The organism is Candidatus Thiodictyon syntrophicum (genome assembly GCF_002813775.1).
GTDB classification, from domain to species: domain Bacteria; phylum Pseudomonadota; class Gammaproteobacteria; order Chromatiales; family Chromatiaceae; genus Thiodictyon; species Thiodictyon syntrophicum.
Map to the genome: position 1 here is coordinate 4487708 of NZ_CP020370.1, position 16390 is coordinate 4504097.

Here is a 16390-nt window from a genome sequence, read left to right on the forward strand (position 1 = left end):
CCCCCCCGCCATGAACCCAGTGGTCGTGTCCGCCGCCCTCGCCGGCGGGCTCTTCGTCGCCCTGCTCTTGGCCCAATATCTGGGGCGGGCCTTGGGGAAACACCGCCAGGAGCGTTACGGTGACGCGGACGAGGCCGGCGCCGGGGCCGTGGCGGGGGCGGTCTTCGCCCTGCTCGGGCTGCTGCTCGCCTTCACCTTCACCGGCGCCGACTCCCGCTTCGAGCATCGCCGTGACCTGGTGGTCCAGCAGGTCAATGCACTGGGGACCGCCTGGATGCGCATCGACCTGCTGCCCGCCGCCGACCAGCCGCCGATCCGCGACCTGTTTCGGCGCTATGTGGACGGTCTGCGGCAGGCCACCACCCACGCCGACGACCCCAGGACCGTCGGCAGCATCGGCACCGGGCTGCAATCGCTCCAGAACCAGCTCTGGCGCCGCTGCGTCGACTCGGCCAACCGCGACGGCCGGCCCCAGGTCGCAACCCTGCTCCTGCCGCCCCTGAACGACAGCTTCGACCTCACCACCACCCGGCTGGCGGCGGTCCGCATCCATGTCCACCCGGGGGTCATCCTCCTGCTGATCGCGCTGGCGGTCCTCGCCGGCCTCCTGGCCGGCCACGCCCAGGCGATCACCAAGAGGCCCGACTGGCTGCACATGGTGGTATTCGCCGCCCTGATCTCGGCCACGCTCTATTTTATCCTGGACTTCGAATACCCGCGTCTGGGGCTCATTACCCTCGATTCGGTCGATACCTTCATGAACGAATTGCGGGCAAGTCTGAATAACTGAGCCGATGACCACCCAAGACCGCCCACTGACCCTGAGCGGTGAGCGCTTCGCCGCCGTCTACCACCTCGCCGGCGCCCCCACGGCGGCGCAGGCGCGGCAGCGGGCGTGCGACATCTGTTTCGAGCAAACGGTGGAATTCCCCGATGAGCTGATCCCGAGCGCGGCCATCCGCGAGCAGATCGTCGGTCAGGTGGCCGCCCTGGAGCCCCTGGGCGCGGACCGCTGGGAGGCGGTCATCCGCTATCCGGTCGAGGTCGCCGGCCGGGAACTGACCCAGCTCGTCAATTGCCTGTTCGGCAATATCAGCATCAAGCCCGGCATCCGGCTGATGGGCCTGGACCTGGGGGAGTCACTGGGACGACTCTACCGCGGGCCGCGCTTCGGTCAGGCGGGGCTGCGCGACCTGCTCGGGGTCCGGGACCGGCCGCTGCTGTGCACCGCGCTCAAGCCCATGGGCCTGAACCCAAGCGAGCTGGCGGGGCTCGCGTATCGCCTGGCCCTGGGCGGGATCGACCTGATCAAGGACGACCACGGGCTGACCGATCAGGGCTTCTGCCCCTTCGAGGAGCGCGTCGCACGCTGTGGCGAGGCAGTGGCGCGCGCCAATCGCGAGACCGGCGGGCGCTCGCTCTATCTGCCCAATGTCACGGCCCCGGCGGCGGAGATCGCCCGGCGCGCCCGCCGCGCGCAGGGGTGCGGCGCCGGGGGCCTGCTGTTCTGCCCGGGGCTGGCCGGACTCGACGCCATGCGCGCCCTGGCCGACGATGACACCCTGGCCCTGCCGATCCTGAGCCACCCGGCCTTTCAGGGCAGTTTCACCCTGCACCCGGACGCCGGCCTGGGCCACGGGGTGCTCTACGGACAGCTCAACCGGTTGGCCGGGGCGGACGCGACCATCTTCCCGAGCTACGGCGGGCGCTTCGCCTTCACCCCGCGGGAGTGCCGGGACATCGTGGACGCGGCCACCAGGCCCATGGGGGCCTGGCGGGCCATCTTCCCGGTGCCGGCGGGGGGGATGGGGCTCAAGCGGGTCCCGGAACTGATCGGCTTCTACGGGCGCGACTGTTGCCTGCTGATCGGCGGGGACCTGCATGCGCAGGGACAGGACCTGACGGCGACCTGCCGGGGTTTTCTGGAGGCGGCGAAGGCTGCTGCCAGTGCCGCACGATGGAAATGACCGCAGCGCGACCCTAGGGTGCGCCGTGCGCACCATAGCGCCATCCGAAACCCTGGCTTCGGCGATGAACCGCAGCCCCTTAAGGTGCGCACGGCGCACCCTACGCCAATGGTCCGAGCAATCGAGTCAAGGTGGTACGAGTGACTCGCAGGAGCGGGCGTGACGGGCCGCTAATCGGCTTGCCGCCCCAGGCCGGCGCCGGCCCGGTCGTCGGCCGCGACCGCGAAGCACCAGTCCAGACCGTCACCGAGACATTGGCCGACCGGGGACACCGCCGCCCGCGCCGAGCGGCCCGGCCAGTTGATCAAGCGACGCACCGCTGGGGGGTTTACCGAGGTGGGGCCGAGCCGCAGGACCAACTCACTGATGGTCCAACGCCGACCAGGCACAGCCGACCCGGGCGATGGTGGGTTCGCAGTAGACCACGCCCAGGCCGGCCTTGGCCTTGCACCCGATAGGTGTGCGGTGGCAGGCGTTGTAGCCCGCCACCCGCCCCTGCTGCGCGGCGCGCAGCAGCCCGCCCTCACCGCCGACGGCATCGCCCGCGATATAGATGGGCAGGCGCACCAGGCGCAGGTGTTCCGGGTGATGGAGCGGAACGCCCTGCCCGTCCAGGGCACAGCCGACCTGGAGCAGATTCAGACGCCCCAGGTCCGCGTGGCAGCCGACGGCGACCAGGACCCGATCGACCAGGGCCTGGTGCGAACCCGCCCGCACCAGCACCGCGGCCGGGGCGCCGCGCCACAGTGGAAACTCACGACGATGGCATCCGCCTGGATGGTCTCACCGCCGGCCCGCAGCGTCGTGGGGCCGATGAAGCGGGCCTCCCCCTGAATCAGCGCGGCAGGCGGAACCTCAGTGTGTCGTCCGGCGACCGGGAGTCCACGGCGACCTCGCGTGTTTCCCACGGCAGCGCCGGACACCGCATCTGATCCATCCAGGGCCCGGCCCCGATGGTACCGCAACAGTGCCACTAGCCGCGCGGACCGGCATCGTCTGCACCGGATCTACGCAACCCGGGGTAGAAATATTCCAATTGACAAGGCGAGTGCAGCGCCTAGAATACCATCCACTTGGATGATATACGGATGGTCAAGCGCCCAATGAGCGTACACGATATTCGTCAGAAAGTCAGCGAGACCGAGAAGATCACGATCAATCTGGGGCTCGTCGACCTTGGTCAGATCGACCTGCTGGTGCAGGAGGGTTTTTACTCCAATCGCACCGACCTGATTCGCACCGCGATCCGCAACCAACTGAGCACCCACGCCGAGGTCGTGCGCCAGACGATCGCCCGCAAGAGCCTGGTGCTCGGACTGCAGCACTACTCGCGCGCCGATCTGGAGGCGGTGCAGCGGGCCGGAGAGCGACTCCAAATCCAGGTCCTGGGCCTGGCCAGCATCGGCGCCGATGTCTCACCGGAACTGGCGCTCGCCACCATCGAATCGGTGGTGGTGCTGGGCGCCCTGCACGCCAGCCCCGCCGTCAAGGGCGCGCTTTCCGGACGCATCCGCTAACCACCAAACACGCAAGGCTGAACCACAATGAACGAACAAATGCTGGCTGGAATGCGCGAGGCGATGTCGCTGCTGCAACGCGACGGCCCCGTCGCCGCGACCGACAAGATCCAACAAACGCTGCTGCGCCTGATGCCGGCCGCTACCCCGGGGGGCCAAGCGGCCTGGCGCGGCGATGGCGCCGCGGCTCGCCCCGCGAGGCTGCCGCCGGTGGTCGAACCCGTGGGGTTCCTGCCGGACTTGCTGGCCAGGTTGCGCACTGAGGCCCCTGGGATCGGGACGCGCTTGGAACTGCCGACCGCGCCGCGGACCGACCGGCAGGAGCCCGACAGCACCCAGGCACCGGGCCGGTTCCTGACCGGCTCATTCACCAATCAGGCCGGCACCCGGGCCTACAAACTCTATGTCCCCACCGCCTGCCATGGCCAACCGCTGCCCCTGGTGGTCATGCTGCACGGCGGCGGCCAGAGCGCGGATGACTTCGCCGCCGGCACCCGCTTCAATGAGATCGCCGAGGCCCAGCCCTGTCTGGTCCTGTATCCGACCCAGTCGGCGGCGGCGAACGCGACGCGGTGCTGGAACTGGTTCAAGGCCCCCGATCAGCAGCGCGACCAGGGCGAACCCTCGCTCATCGCGGGGATGACCAGGGCGGTCATCGAGCAGTATCACGTCGATCCGGCCAGGGTCTACTGCGCCGGCCTGTCGGCGGGCGGCGCCATGGCCGTGATCATGGGCGCCACCTATCCCGAGGTCTATGCCGCGGTCGGCGCCCACTCCGGAATGCCCTATGCGGTGGCGAGCGATTTCACGTCGGCCTTCGCCGCGATGAACGGTGCCGCCGCACCGGCGGCCGGCGCGTGCCTGAAGGGGGTCCCGCTCATCGTGTTCCACGGCGAGCGTGACGAGACGGTCCATCCGCGCAACAGCGATCACATCGTCGCCCAGGCGATCGGGCAACCCGCGGCGGCCCGGATCACGCAGGGTCGCGCCGGGACTGGCCACAACTACACGCACAGCACACACCAGGGACCCGACGGCAAGGTCCTGGCCGAACAGTGGCTGGTGCATGGCGCTGGTCACGCCTGGTCGGGCGGCAGCCGCCGCGGCAGCTTCACCGACGAGCAGGGACCCGACGCCTCACGGGAAATGATGCGCTTCTTTGCCGCTCAGTCGCGGCCGGTCGGCTGATCCCAAAAAGAGTATTTAGCCGCAAATGAACGCAAATGAACGCAAATAAACGCAAATAAGCGCAAATAAATCTGCTGGTTAGCATCGTCGCGGGCGTCACCCGGCCGGTGAACATGCAGCAAAGGCCAAGTCTCTGATTATTTGCGTCAATTTGCGTTATTTGCGGCTAAACTGCTTTTTCTGGGTTGATTGGCGTGCTGCGCCGCGGCGCCAGGCGGGCGCCGGACTGCCTTGATCAGCCTCGTACCGCGAAGCTGAATTCACGATTAAAGCCGGATATCCATCTCCACGAAGTTGTGGGGCGCCCAAGGGCCGTTGAAATCGAAGGCGTAGTTGTCGTCGAAGGGGTGCGCCGCCTGCTGCACCGCCTGCTCGAACCGCTCCAGGTCCGCCCGCGGCACCAGGCAGGCCAGGTTCATGATCTCGGTTTCGACCCGGCACTTGTTGCGCTTGATCTCACGGCAACAGGTACGCAGCACCGTCTCGACCTGCTCGGTGTAGTTCTCCCGGTCCTCGTCGAGCAGGCGCTCGAAGCGGCTGCCCAGGGTGATCATTTCATCCTGGGTCAGCTTGCCGCCGTCGCGGAAGAAATTGTCGCGCAGTTCCCGCAACTCGCCGTGGGTACCGACGAAGAACTCGAAGATGTTGGGCACATCCCAGGTCATGCGCAGACCCATCTCGACACTGCCCTCGACCCGTTTCAACTGCTCCAGGAAGACCTTGCTGTTGTCTTTCAGGATGCGCGCGATCGCCGCGTCATCGTCCGCCACCAGTCCGAAGGCGGCGGGCAGCGGCGTCACCTGTTGCAGCAGTTGCTTCAGCACCTCCTGGTGCGCCGCCATGTTGCGGCGCTGCGGGCGGATACGCGCGGCCTTCACGGCACTGACGACCGCGGCCACCTGCCCATCCCCGATGCTGTAGGCCGGCGCCTCCTCCAGCCCGATCGGCCCCAGGGTCAGGGGGCCCTGATCGGGGATGATCGCGTAGATATAACGTCCGGCCGCGGTGGCCTCTTTGTTTGCCTCTGGCATGGGTGAATCTCTCGCTGGGGGCCGGCGATCGCGACTTTCGGTCTACCGCGGCCCGCCTGGGGATGGGACTAAGGCCGCCGGCCCCGCACCCAACGGGGCCGGGTCCGGGTTCGGGGCGGCCTGGGGGCACGGCGCCATGGCGCGCAGTAGTCCGCGCTCGACGCGGACCATCATCACATTCTTGCACACCCGGCAGCGCACGGGGCCATGAAAGGTGTCGCCGCCCTGGTCGAGCGGGAGGCAATGACCACAGTAGAAACAGCGCAGGCTCATCAGTCTAGCCCCCGTCGCCCGCGGCTCAGTAGCGGATCTTTACCGGTTCGTAGTAGGGGGTCTCGGTCTGTTGCACCGACACCTCACCGCGGGCCCGGGCGTGCCGGGGGTCGGGGCGCGGCACCGCGCGCAACGCCCGGGGGGCGGCAGTCGGCCCGCCGTCCGCCAGGGACTCGATGGATTCGACCCCCAGGAGGGTCAGCAGTTGCTCCTTTTCCCGGTCGATCTCCGCGCAGCGCGCGTCGATGTTGGTCACCCGCTGCATGGCACTGGCGCGCTCCTGCTGGCGGCGATGGCGCTCCGTCTCCAAGGCGAAGAGCCGCATGTACATCTTGTGGGGGGTGTGCAGGTCATCGGCCCGGCCGGCGTGGGTCTTGATGTCGCGGACGGTACGTGACGGCTGACTGGATTTTGCCATGTCAAACCCCCTTCTCGACGGCCTTGGGTCGGCGTGATCGGCCACTGATGCGCGCGATCACCTCGTCGGCCGGTGATTCGGTCAGACTGTTGCCGTCGCGCCGGACCTTGGCGGAGTCCATGTCCAGGATGTCGCGGCAGATATCGCGGAAGAAGGTGTTGTCGGCCCGGGCGCTGAGCTTGCGGGCGGCCATCACGCGCGCGATGGCGATACAGGCGCGCAGGGTCGGGCGATGGTGGTTGACACTTTGCTCGCGCAGTTCGCGCACGATGTCGACCACGATGGCGACCTCGCTCAGGGGTAGGCCTGACTTGGCCTGGGTGACGCGGATCTCGGTCTCCCGGTCATAGTGACCGATCTTCATGGTGATCATGCGGTCCATCAGGGCGTCCTGCGTCTTGTGGGTGCCCGCGTATTCCTCCGGATTGGAGGTGAAGATCACCCGGAACTCGGGGTGGACCTGGAGATAGCCCGCGCCCTGGTGGCGCCGGTTGGGGAGATTTAAGATGCCCTCGCCCAGGATGCTCAGGAAGAGGTTGTTGACCTCCGGGCGGGAGCGGTTGAATTCGTCATAGATCAGGGTCTCACCGTTGATACAGGCGGTGGTGACCCGGTTGTCGATCCAGAAGGTGCGGACCTCTTCCTCGGTCTTGACCACGGAGTGGATGTAGTTGTCCACCAGGGTGTTGCGCCGGTAGCCGTTGTCCTGGCCGACCAGATCGGCGACCCCGAACTCGTCGTTGCCGTGGATCAGCTTGACCGGGCGCCCGCGCTTGGCGGCGGCATGAAAGGCCAGGGTGGTCTTGCCGGTGCCGGCGGGACCGGCCAGGTGCACCGGGTAGCCGGCGTCGAGATAGGCCGAGGCACGGTCGGCCAGGGATTCGACCAATGGCGTGCAGACGAACTCCGTGCTCGCCTCGGGCTGCACGTTGTCACTGTTCACCGTGAGGACCTCGGACGCCGGTTGAAGATTCTGCACGCTCATCGATTCTTATCCTGGCTCAAAGTGCGCGCGGCCCTGCCACTCGGCGGCTGACCCCACGCGGGTGTTTGGATTCTGGTTCGTTCGGGTTGGATGACGGCCCCGTCGCGGGCACCGTCTGCGGCACCGGTCCGGCGACGCGCAACGGGCGCACCGGACCGGCAATCGCTACTGCCAATCGCTATGGCATGGACTCGTCGCCCGCCCCATGGGTGGGACGCGCCTCGTCCATCATCGGCCGCTCCGCCGGCTTCTCCATCGGCTTCTCGGCTGGTTTCTCCATCGGCTTCATGACCGCCTCAGCCGGCGCCGCCGCCTTGTGCCGCGGCTTGGCCGCCGCCGGCTTGGCCGCTTCCGGTGCTGCCTGCTGGGGCTTGGCCCGTGCCGGGGCCGCGGCCTTGGGGGCCGCACCGCGCCAGGCCGCCCGACCCGCACTGCGCTCACCGGCGAAGTCACCGACCAGTTGCATGGTGTCGCGCTGGATGTCGGCCACGGCACCGACGATGCCGGAGACGAAGGACTGACCGGCGGCCCGCACCTCCATCGCCATCACGCCGCGCGCGTGCTTGAAACCGTCCTGCAGCGCGGCGACCTCGTCACGCATCTGCGCATTCGACTGGGCACGCTCGTCGCGCGCCTGCGCCGCGGACTCGGCCAGTGCCTCGCGCACGCTCGCCTGACGCTCGGCCGCGGCGACCCGGATGTCGGCGACGGCGCCGCCCAGACGGGCCAGAAAGGCGTTGCGGTCCGAGCGGGCGGACTCTGCCATGTCGGCATGTTCGGCCCGGAAATCGGCCTGCAGGGTTCCGACCGTGTTCTTCAAGTCACTGATGAAGGCGTGTGCGGCCTCCGTGACTTCTTGGCGGGTGTCGGCGATCAGGGTTTGACGGGCGATGCGCTCGGACTCGATCTCGTCGCGCAGCCGCCCCATATCTTCAGTAAAACGGCCCATGGCTTGCTCCTCGTACTAATTGCGAATCTCGGACCCGGAGCAGGCGGGTTCCCGCGCAGCCGTAAAACCGGGTTCGGCGCGGCTTGCCACCTGACCCGGCACAAGGTGCCGCTCAGGGTCGATGCCTAAGGCATCGGAGCGGCACCCCATTGGCGCGAGAGCGCGATCAGGCCGGCGCCGCCGCCGGGGCGGTGAGGCCAATCGCTTCGGCATACTTCAGGTAGGTCTCAACCGAGGCGATGACCACACGGGCTTCCACGGCGAGCAGCTCGATACCGACGAGCGAGACCTTCAACCACGCATCAATCACGATGCCCTTGTCCAGAATGCGGTCAACAACTTCGGCCAGGCTGGAGGAATCGGTGGAGTTGGCGACTTTTGCCATTTTCTTTACCCTCTGAGAGTGATTTGACATGCACGTGATGTGCGCCGAAAGCGAACCTACCGGGCCTGGGTCACATTGCGCCTCCCTGCGCCCCCACCCCGCCGGGGGAGTCCCCTGATCCGCTTGATACTGCCGGCGGGCTCAGGGCTTCCCGGTGTGGCATCCTGCCGACTCGGTCGCTTGATGGGTATAGAGCATGGCGCGTGCCAGCGGCGGATAGTGCCGACGACTTCTTTGAAATTACTTTAATATCAATGCCACCGATCGTCACGTCGCACTTTGGGGCGAGGCGATTCAGGGGGAACGCGCGGCATTTGCTATGGAATCCTTTCCATAACTCTGGCGCTGGACCCCTAGCCGCATCGCTGACCGACCACAGGTGCAGCGCGAGAGCGAAACCCATCCCCGCCGCGCTCGGCAAGCACGCACCGGCCTTGATCAGAACGCGTCTGTTCGTCTCCACCGTCAGCACCGAGCTCGCCAGTGCCCGCCGTCTGGTCGCGGACACCCTGCGCAGGCTCGGCTTCGACACCGTGACGCAGGACGACTTTCCCACCGGCCACGGCGAGCTGCGGGCTTGGCTGGAGCAGCAGATCGCGGGCTGCGAGGGCGTCTTCCAAATGGTCGGCAGCGCCTACGGCCGCGAACCGCCCCTGAGCGACGCCCCCGGGCGCCCCTGGCCTGACCCCGCCTTCGGGCGCTGTTCCTACACCCAGTTCGAGTTGCTCTACGCCCAGCGTCTGCGCAAGCGCACCTGGGTCATCGAGGTCGGCCCCGGCTGCCGGCGCGACCGCGAACCGGCGCAACTCGACCTGCCGCCGGTGCGCGACGGCGCGCCCCCGCACCCGGACCCCGCCGGCTACCAGGCCGAGCGCCGCGCCCTGCAACTGGCCTATGTCGAGCGCCTGCGCGCCGCCAACCACCTGCGCCATCGCGTCGACAGCGATGCCGAACTCGAAAACCGCGTGCTCCGGCTCAAGGACGAACTGGCGCAACTGCGCGCGCGGCAGGAGCGCCACCAGCGCCGGCTCGGCTGGGGTCTGGGCGGCGTCTTCGCCACGCTGCTGCTGGTCGGGGGCGGCCTGCTGTGGTCCAACCACTGGAACACGACGACCATCGTCGCACAGACCGCGGCCCAGCAGCAGATCACCACCGAGCGCATCCGCGCCCACCTCCTGACCGCGGTCGAAGACGCCTACCGCCGCGACCTCCAAGCGGCCGAGACCGTCGCCGACTGGCAGGCGCGCGAGCAACAACGCCAGGCCGCCGCGGCCCAGCGGGCGGCCCAGGTCGCCCGCATCGAGGACCTGGCCGCCTCCTTCGCCGCGATCGAGGCGCGCGGCGAGGCGAGCGGCGTGTTCACCGAACTCACCCGCATCCTGAAGGAACAGGGCGTCGATCCGGCCCTCGCCTATGTCGCCGCCAAGCGCGTCGGCATCCTCGACCAGGTCCGCAACCGCCAGGCCGCGGCACGGCAGCGCAACCGCGACGATTTGCAACCACTGCTCACCAGCGCCGGGCTCTATGCCGCCAAGGGCGAGGCCGAACCCGCGCGGGCGCTGTACCAGGAGGTGCTGGAACTGGAGCCGGAGTGGCCGACGGCACTCGATGGCAACCTGCGGTTCCTGATCGCGCAGGGCGACCTTGCGGTGGTCCGCGGTCGTCTGCCCGATGCGGGGCGGGACTTTGCGCAGGCCAAGGCCCTGGCCGAGCGGCTGGCCGGGCTGGAGCCGGACAATCGCGAGTGGCAGCATAACCTTGGGATGTGTCTGGAGCGCATCGGCAACACCAAGACCGCGCAGGGCGACCTCGCGGGCGCGCTGGCGGACTACGGGCAGTCCCTCGCTACCGCTGAGCGCCTGGCCGCCGCGGACCCGAGCAACGCCGACTGGCAGCGCGACCTGGCCGTGTCCCACTACAGGCTCGGCAAGATTGCCGACCGGCAGGGGTGCGAAGACCTGCTGCGGCAGCATTGGGGTGAGGTGCTCACGATCTTCGCGGCGATGCAGCAGCGGGGGCTGCATGTGTCGCCTGAGGACCTGGCGGGGTTGGAAAAGATTCGGGCGCGGGTGCAGGGTGCGGCGCGGTGAGCGGCGCCGCGCCGGGTCTCCCCGCGGCCACCCGGCACCCCCGGATGAGGGGGCTTACCGGTTCCCAAGTCACGCGACCGGGCAAGTCGCCGCCGCCGCGGTCTGCGCCCGCTCCGGGAGGTCTCGTGCGGCCCTTCCGGCTGAAGCCTCGACCTCCGGTTGGGGCGCGGGCCGCGACCGGAGGTCGGGGCCTTGCCGTGAACGTCCGGGACCCGGTGGGAGCGGCTTCAGCCGCGACGCGACCGCGCAAGCGGCCAGGGCCTCGTCGCGGCTGAAGCCGCTCCCACACGGGACTTTCATTGTCTTGCCGCCACACCTCGGCGCGACTACCATCCAGTCGTGCGTTACGGTGCCGTCACCCCGATGCGGGACGCCCCGGACTGTCGGCGATCCCAGGGCCGACACTGCACCACCACAGCTCACCGGCACGACCCAAGCGTCGCCTGATCGACCCGGCGGATCGTCTCAACGAGGGCGCGCAGGCTCCAACAGAGGTTTCAACCATGTCCCGCGTCGCCTTCGATATCCCCGCGGAAATCGCCCTGCAGCTGGGTGCCGATGACCGTCAGGCCGGCATCGCGTTGCGCATGATGGCCGCCATCAAGCTCTTTGAACTGGGACGGCTGTCCTGCGGGGCCGCGGCGGAACTGGCGGGCGTGCCGCAACCGCTGTTCCTCGCGAGGCTGGGCGATTACGGCGTTGCGGCGTTCGATCTCACCGCGGATGAACTGGCGCACGATATCGCCAATGCCTGAGGTCATCGCCGACACCTCGCCGATCCAATACCTGTTCCAGCTTGACCTGCTGGACCTGTTGCCCTGTCTCTACGGGGGTATCTTGCTGCCGCCCGCGGTGCGCGACGCGTTGGAGCGGGGTCGGGCGCTGGGTGTCCATCTGCCGACGGTGGCGGACTTGCCGTGGATACGGATCGTCGAGCCCCAGACCCGGGTTCTGTTGCCGCTGGCCAGCGGGCTCGGCGCGGGGGAGATCCAGGTGATGGCCCTGGCCAAGGAAACGGCCGGGCACCTCGCGCTTCTCGACGACCGCCGTGCACGACGCTTCGCCGACCTGCTTGGGGTGGTCTACACGGGAACACTGGGCGTGCTGCTCAAGGCAAAGCGGGCGCGTATGCTGGACGACTTGGCGCCGATCTGCGACACACTAGAGGACCGGGGCTTTCGATTGTCACCTGCGGCGCGGCGCGCCCTGTTGTCGCTGGCTGGGGAGCCTGAATCGCCGGGGCCCTGATGGATCGGTCAGGGCCGACGCGACCCGATATGTTTGTGAAGCCACGTGCGGGATAATCCCCGCCAGTGCCACCGACCCACAGGATGAGCGTCATGCCGCACCCCGCACCCGCGAACTCCCTCCCACCCCGCCCGCGGGCCCTGCTGCGCCTGGGCTTTGCCGGACGGCGGGTGCTGTCGGCCGCGCAAGAAGAGACCCTGGACACCACCCTGGCACAGGTGTTTGCCGTCATCGGCCGCCAGTTGGCGGCCCTGACCCCCGGGGTGCCGGTACAGGTCGGGCGAAAGCCGCCGGTATCGGCCTTCTACGCCCGCCGCCCGCCCCTGCTGCGCCTGGTGACGGGGCTGTGCGAGGGGGCGGATACGGTGGCGGCGCGGGTGCTGGACCGACTGCACATAGCCCCGGACGGTGCGGGGCCGGACGGGGCGGGCGACGACTGCATCGAGACCGAGTTGGCGGCGGTGCTGCCCTTCGATCTGCCCAGTTACCGCGCCAGCCGCGCGCCGGACTTCCACCCCGAGTTCGACCGCCAGGTGGCCCGCTGCGCCTACGTGGTCGTGGCGGACGGCATCTACGACAAGCCGGACCCGGACGCCGCAGCCAGTGAGCGCCTGGCGCTGGCCAGCCAACGCCGCGGCCGTGCCTATCGCGCCCAGTCGGCCCTGCTGCTGCGACACGCGGACCTCCTGGTAGCCGCCGCGGACCCCAACGCCCCGGCGAAGCCCGGCGGCACCTTAGAGACGGTGCCGGCCGCGCTGGCCTGCGACCTGCCCGTGCTGTTCATCAATACGGTGCGCGGCGGGGTCTGGCTGATCCGCCCGGCGGAGGATCTGGCCGGCGCACTGGCCGGTCCCCCCTGCACCGATGCCGACCTGGCGGACCTGGTCACCGCCATCCTGGTCGGCCCGGATGTGGGGCTCGCGGGCGCCGACCAGGCCGAGCGGCAGGCGCACCGTGAGGGGCTGCGCCTGCTCGAGGAGTATTTCGACGGCGCCGCCGCCCCGCCCAGATGGCGCCACACCGGTGAGCGCCGACGCACCTTGCGCGAGTGGGTGTGGGAGCAGGTGACACGCCGCTTCGCCGACCCCAAGACCCAGCCGCCAACGCCACCCAGACCCCGGGCCGCCTGGTGGGCGCGCGCCTGGCGCCGGCTCGCGGGCCGGTTTGCGGCGCCGGTCGCGCCCCCACCCGTGCCCCGGCCACCGGCCTTCAAGGACTATCGCACCCGCGCCACCGCGCTCAACTATCACTACAGTGGCCTCTACCGCGGTGCCTTTGTGCTCAACTACGGCCTGGCGGTCGCCGCCGTGGCCCTGGCCACGGCCGGCCTCGCCCTGCTCGCCGTTCACCATGGCGCCCACTGGCTGGCTTGGAGCCTGCTGGGCCTGGCAGCGGCCAAGCTCTGGCTGCTCATCATCATCTCCCGCAACACCCACCGTGCCCGGGATGAGCACTGGAACGACCGTGCCGTGGACTACCGCTATCTGGCTGAACGCCTGCGCGCACTGCTCTTCCTGCCGGCGTGCGGCGCCTATCGGCCCCCCGCCGCCGCCCCGCCCCGACACGCCGAGCGCTGTATCCACCAGAGCGCGGTGGACTGGCTGTGCGATGCCATCGCCCGCGGCGTCTCGCCGACCGACCCCACCGACCCCGCGCCCCAGATCCTGACCCTCGCCCCCGCCGCCGCGCTGGACCTGGTGCGCGGCGGATGGATCGCCGAGCAGATCACCTACCATGACCGCACCCAGGGCCTCATGCATCGCCTGGACCGCTTTGCCGAACAGGCCGGCGCCCGGCTCAGCCAGGCCGTGATCTGGGTCGTCGCGTTCGACCTCCTGCTGCTCGTCCTCTATCTCACCCACCGGCTGCCCTGGGCCGACTGGATCAAGCACGACCTGGCCCCCTGGCTGATCTTCCTCGCCGCCGTCCTGCCCGCCGCCGTCGCCTCCTGCAACGGCCTGCGCTTCCAGGGCGAGACCCGGCGCCTGGCCGAGCGCTCCAAGCGCCTGGCGCGCGTCCTGGGCGGGCGCGCCGCCGCGGCCCAGGGCCTGGCAGGACGCCTGGCGCAGGCGCGCGCCCAGCCCGCCACCGACCCCGGCGCCTGGTCGCTCGACATCCTGCGCCTGGCCGAGCGGGTGGCCGAGGACTGCCTGCACGAGGTGGCCGACTGGTCCGTGCTCTATGCCAAGGAATTGCCGGAGACCTGAGGGGGTATCCGCCAGGCGCGACGCCGACACCGCGTTCGCGGCGCGGCCCGGCGCGGCTGAAGCCGCCCCCACCGCGTCGCCGCGCAGCTTTCACGCAGTCCGGCACTGATGTTCGCGCCGCTGCAATCCGATATACTAAACGGTTACCAAGCCGATTCATTCTGATCTGTTCACCCGAGACCCTTGCCGATGACCATCAAGCTCGCCGCCCGCGTCCAGGCCGTCAAGCCCTCCGCCACCCTCGCCGTCGACGCCCGCGCCAAGGCCCTCAAAGCGGCGGGCAAGGACGTCGTCGGCCTGGGCGCCGGTGAGCCGGACTTCGACACCCCGGACCACATCAAGGAGGCGGCCGTGGCCGCGATCCACCAGGGGTTCACCAAATACACCGCGGTCGACGGGATGCCCAGCCTCAAGGCCGCGGTCGTCGCCAAGTTCAAGCGCGAAAACGCCCTGGACTATGCCCCGGAGCAGGTGCTGGTCTCCTGCGGCGGCAAGCAGAGCTTCTTCAACCTGGCGCTCGCGGTCGTCGACCCGGGCGACGAGGTGGTGATCCCGGCGCCCTACTGGGTCTCCTATCCGGATATCGTGCTGTTGGCCGGCGGGGCCCCGGTGCTGGTACACGCGCCGGCCGAGCAACACTTCAAGATCTCCCCGGCCCAGCTCAAGGCGGCGATGAACGACAAGACCCGGTTGGTGGTCATCAACAGCCCGTCCAACCCCACTGGGATGTCCTACAGCGCGGACGAATTGAAGGCCCTGGGCGCGGTGCTGCGCAACTTCCCGCGAGCCCTGATCGCCACCGACGACATGTACGAGCACATCCGCTGGGACTCGGCCCCCTTCGTCAACATCCTCAATGTGTGCCCGGACCTCGCCCCCCGCACCCTGGTGCTCAACGGCGTCTCGAAGGCCTATGCCATGACCGGCTGGCGCATCGGCTATGCCGGGGGCCCGGTCGAGGTCATCAAGGCCATGACCAAGATCCAGTCCCAGAGCACCTCCAACCCGACGTCCATCGCCCAGGTGGCGGCGCAGGCCGCGCTGGAAGGCCCCCAGGACTGCATCGGCGTGATGACCCGCGCCTTCAAGGAACGCCATGACCATGTGGTCGAGCAATTGAACCTGATCCCCGGCATCGAGTGCCTGCCCACGGACGGGACCTTCTATGTCTTCCCGCGGGTCCAGCAGGCCATCGAGCGGCTGGCCGGAGTCAACAACGACCTGGAGTTTGCCGAATATCTGCTGGAGAAGGTCGGGGTGGCCCTGGTGCCGGGCTCCGCCTTCGGGCTGGCCGGGCATGTGCGCATCTCGATTGCGACCAGCCCGAGCAACCTGGACCAGGCCCTGGAGCGGATCGGCAGGGCGATCGGGTAGCGCCGGCCGGCCGACTCGCGCGGCGCACGCGGCGCGACGCGCGACTTTCACGGTAAACCCGCACGGCAGCGACTAGACTTGCGCCAGGTCACAAGGAGCGAAATCCCATGACAGCAACGCATCGCCGCCGCCGCGGATTCACCCTGATCGAACTGATGGTCACCTTGCTGGTGCTGATCATCCTCCTGGCACTTGGGGTTCCGGCCTTCGCCGACCTCCTCTCCCGCACCAAACTGACCAGTACCGCCAACACCCTGTTGGCCCATCTCCAGTATGCCCGCTCCAGCGCGGTCAAACGCGGGGTTGGCCGGGTCGCCGTGGGACCCTGCAACGTTGCCGCACAATGCACGGACAACGCCAACTGGCCAGCGGATCAACTGTGGCAGGGCGGGTACATGGTCGCGACCGTCGACACCGCGTCGCCGCCCAATATTCTGCAAGTGCTACGGCGCGTGGACGCGGCCGAACTGGCCGCCGTGACGATCGACAAGAACGGCACCTCGCCGCGCTTTTTCTTCCATCCCGATGGTTCGGCAGGCGGTGCGGCAACCATCACGCTCTGCGATCGACGTACTCCCAGCTTCGGGCGTGCCGTGATCGTCGATGCCGTGGGGCGTGCCCGGGTCGCACAGTATGCGCCCGGCGGTGTGGCACTCCAGTGCCCCCCGTAATACCGCGTGATGCAAATGCCCGGACGACCGCGCCGCTGCCGTAGGGTGCGCCGTCCGCGACCCTCTGACCGCTGCGCTCGGGCGCAG

General features: G+C 68.9%; 18 protein-coding genes. 10 read left to right on the top strand and 8 right to left on the bottom strand.

All coding sequences use genetic code 11. The features are described from left to right. Nucleotides 1–10: 10 nt before the first annotated feature. Together THSYN_RS18795 and THSYN_RS18800 are read left to right on the top strand one after the other, a co-directional pair. Entirely contained in the window at nt 11–790 is a 780-nt protein-coding gene (locus THSYN_RS18795) for a bestrophin-like domain (protein WP_100920470.1), read from the top strand. A gap of 4 nt (nt 791–794) precedes the next feature. Then, the gene (locus THSYN_RS18800) at nt 795–1967 is read left to right on the top strand and encodes a RuBisCO large subunit C-terminal-like domain-containing protein (RefSeq protein WP_100920471.1); all 1173 of its coding nucleotides are present in this window, start codon (nt 795–797) and stop codon (nt 1965–1967) included. Nucleotides 1968–2137: 170 nt separating this feature from the next. On the opposite strand, the gene THSYN_RS18805 is transcribed toward THSYN_RS18800, so the two are convergent. Beyond that, nucleotides 2138–2275, bottom strand: coding sequence for a hypothetical protein (locus tag THSYN_RS18805; protein ID WP_157817780.1), 138 nt, complete (start codon nt 2273–2275; stop codon nt 2138–2140). Nucleotides 2276–2327: 52 nt separating this feature from the next. Then, nucleotides 2328–2690, bottom strand: a complete 363-nt coding sequence (locus THSYN_RS18810) for an NAD(P)/FAD-dependent oxidoreductase (protein ID WP_100920473.1) — start codon at nt 2688–2690, stop codon at nt 2328–2330. 365 nt (nt 2691–3055) lie between these two features. Between THSYN_RS18810 and THSYN_RS18815 the strand changes: the two genes are divergently transcribed. Continuing rightward, nucleotides 3056–3484, top strand: coding sequence for a CopG family transcriptional regulator (locus THSYN_RS18815; protein ID WP_216644579.1), 429 nt, complete (start codon nt 3056–3058; stop codon nt 3482–3484). Nucleotides 3485–3511: 27 nt separating this feature from the next. Next, the gene (locus THSYN_RS18820) at nt 3512–4672 is read left to right on the top strand and encodes an extracellular catalytic domain type 1 short-chain-length polyhydroxyalkanoate depolymerase (protein WP_100920474.1); all 1161 of its coding nucleotides are present in this window, start codon (nt 3512–3514) and stop codon (nt 4670–4672) included. A gap of 266 nt (nt 4673–4938) precedes the next feature. Here THSYN_RS18820 and THSYN_RS18825 read toward each other — a convergent pair whose 3' ends face one another. From THSYN_RS18825 to gvpA, 6 genes are all read right to left on the bottom strand, one after another. Next, nucleotides 4939–5703 (bottom strand): GvpL/GvpF family gas vesicle protein, encoded by a 765-nt coding sequence (locus THSYN_RS18825; protein WP_100920475.1) that lies wholly within the window; start codon nt 5701–5703, stop codon nt 4939–4941. A 42-nt stretch (nt 5704–5745) separates the two neighbouring features. Then, the gene (locus THSYN_RS34110; RefSeq protein WP_157817781.1) at nt 5746–5976 is read right to left on the bottom strand and encodes a hypothetical protein; all 231 of its coding nucleotides are present in this window, start codon (nt 5974–5976) and stop codon (nt 5746–5748) included. A 25-nt stretch (nt 5977–6001) separates the two neighbouring features. Further along, complete coding sequence (locus THSYN_RS18830) at nt 6002–6394, bottom strand: hypothetical protein (RefSeq protein WP_100920476.1); 393 nt, start codon at nt 6392–6394, stop codon at nt 6002–6004. Nucleotide 6395: 1 nt separating this feature from the next. Continuing rightward, nucleotides 6396–7379, bottom strand: a complete 984-nt coding sequence (gvpN, locus tag THSYN_RS18835) for a gas vesicle protein GvpN (RefSeq protein WP_100920477.1) — start codon at nt 7377–7379, stop codon at nt 6396–6398. Nucleotides 7380–7557: 178 nt separating this feature from the next. Then, nucleotides 7558–8328 (bottom strand): hypothetical protein, encoded by a 771-nt coding sequence (locus THSYN_RS18840; protein ID WP_100920478.1) that lies wholly within the window; start codon nt 8326–8328, stop codon nt 7558–7560. A 166-nt stretch (nt 8329–8494) separates the two neighbouring features. Continuing rightward, entirely contained in the window at nt 8495–8713 is a 219-nt protein-coding gene (gvpA, locus tag THSYN_RS18845; RefSeq protein ID WP_020503491.1) for a gas vesicle structural protein GvpA, read from the bottom strand. Between the two features lie 434 nt (nt 8714–9147). Between gvpA and THSYN_RS18850 the strand changes: the two genes are divergently transcribed. From THSYN_RS18850 to THSYN_RS18875, 6 genes are all read left to right on the top strand, one after another. Next, the gene (locus THSYN_RS18850) at nt 9148–10803 is read left to right on the top strand and encodes a DUF4062 domain-containing protein (protein WP_172965311.1); all 1656 of its coding nucleotides are present in this window, start codon (nt 9148–9150) and stop codon (nt 10801–10803) included. A gap of 503 nt (nt 10804–11306) precedes the next feature. Further along, nucleotides 11307–11558, top strand: coding sequence for a UPF0175 family protein (locus THSYN_RS18855; RefSeq protein WP_100920480.1), 252 nt, complete (start codon nt 11307–11309; stop codon nt 11556–11558). Beyond that, nucleotides 11551–12051, top strand: coding sequence for a PIN domain-containing protein (locus THSYN_RS18860; protein ID WP_100920481.1), 501 nt, complete (start codon nt 11551–11553; stop codon nt 12049–12051). The genes THSYN_RS18855 and THSYN_RS18860 overlap by 8 nt, the downstream gene beginning before the upstream one ends. 92 nt (nt 12052–12143) lie before the next feature. Further along, nucleotides 12144–14258 carry a hypothetical protein gene (locus tag THSYN_RS18865; RefSeq protein ID WP_100920482.1) on the top strand — a complete coding sequence of 705 codons (2115 nt, stop codon included), beginning with the start codon at nt 12144–12146 and terminating at the stop codon, nt 14256–14258. A 189-nt stretch (nt 14259–14447) separates the two neighbouring features. Next, on the top strand, nt 14448–15632 hold the full coding sequence (locus tag THSYN_RS18870) for a pyridoxal phosphate-dependent aminotransferase (protein WP_100920483.1): 1185 nt from the start codon (nt 14448–14450) through the stop codon (nt 15630–15632). A gap of 107 nt (nt 15633–15739) precedes the next feature. Further along, nucleotides 15740–16303, top strand: a complete 564-nt coding sequence (locus THSYN_RS18875) for a GspH/FimT family pseudopilin (RefSeq protein WP_100922494.1) — start codon at nt 15740–15742, stop codon at nt 16301–16303. Nucleotides 16304–16390 lie beyond the last annotated feature (87 nt).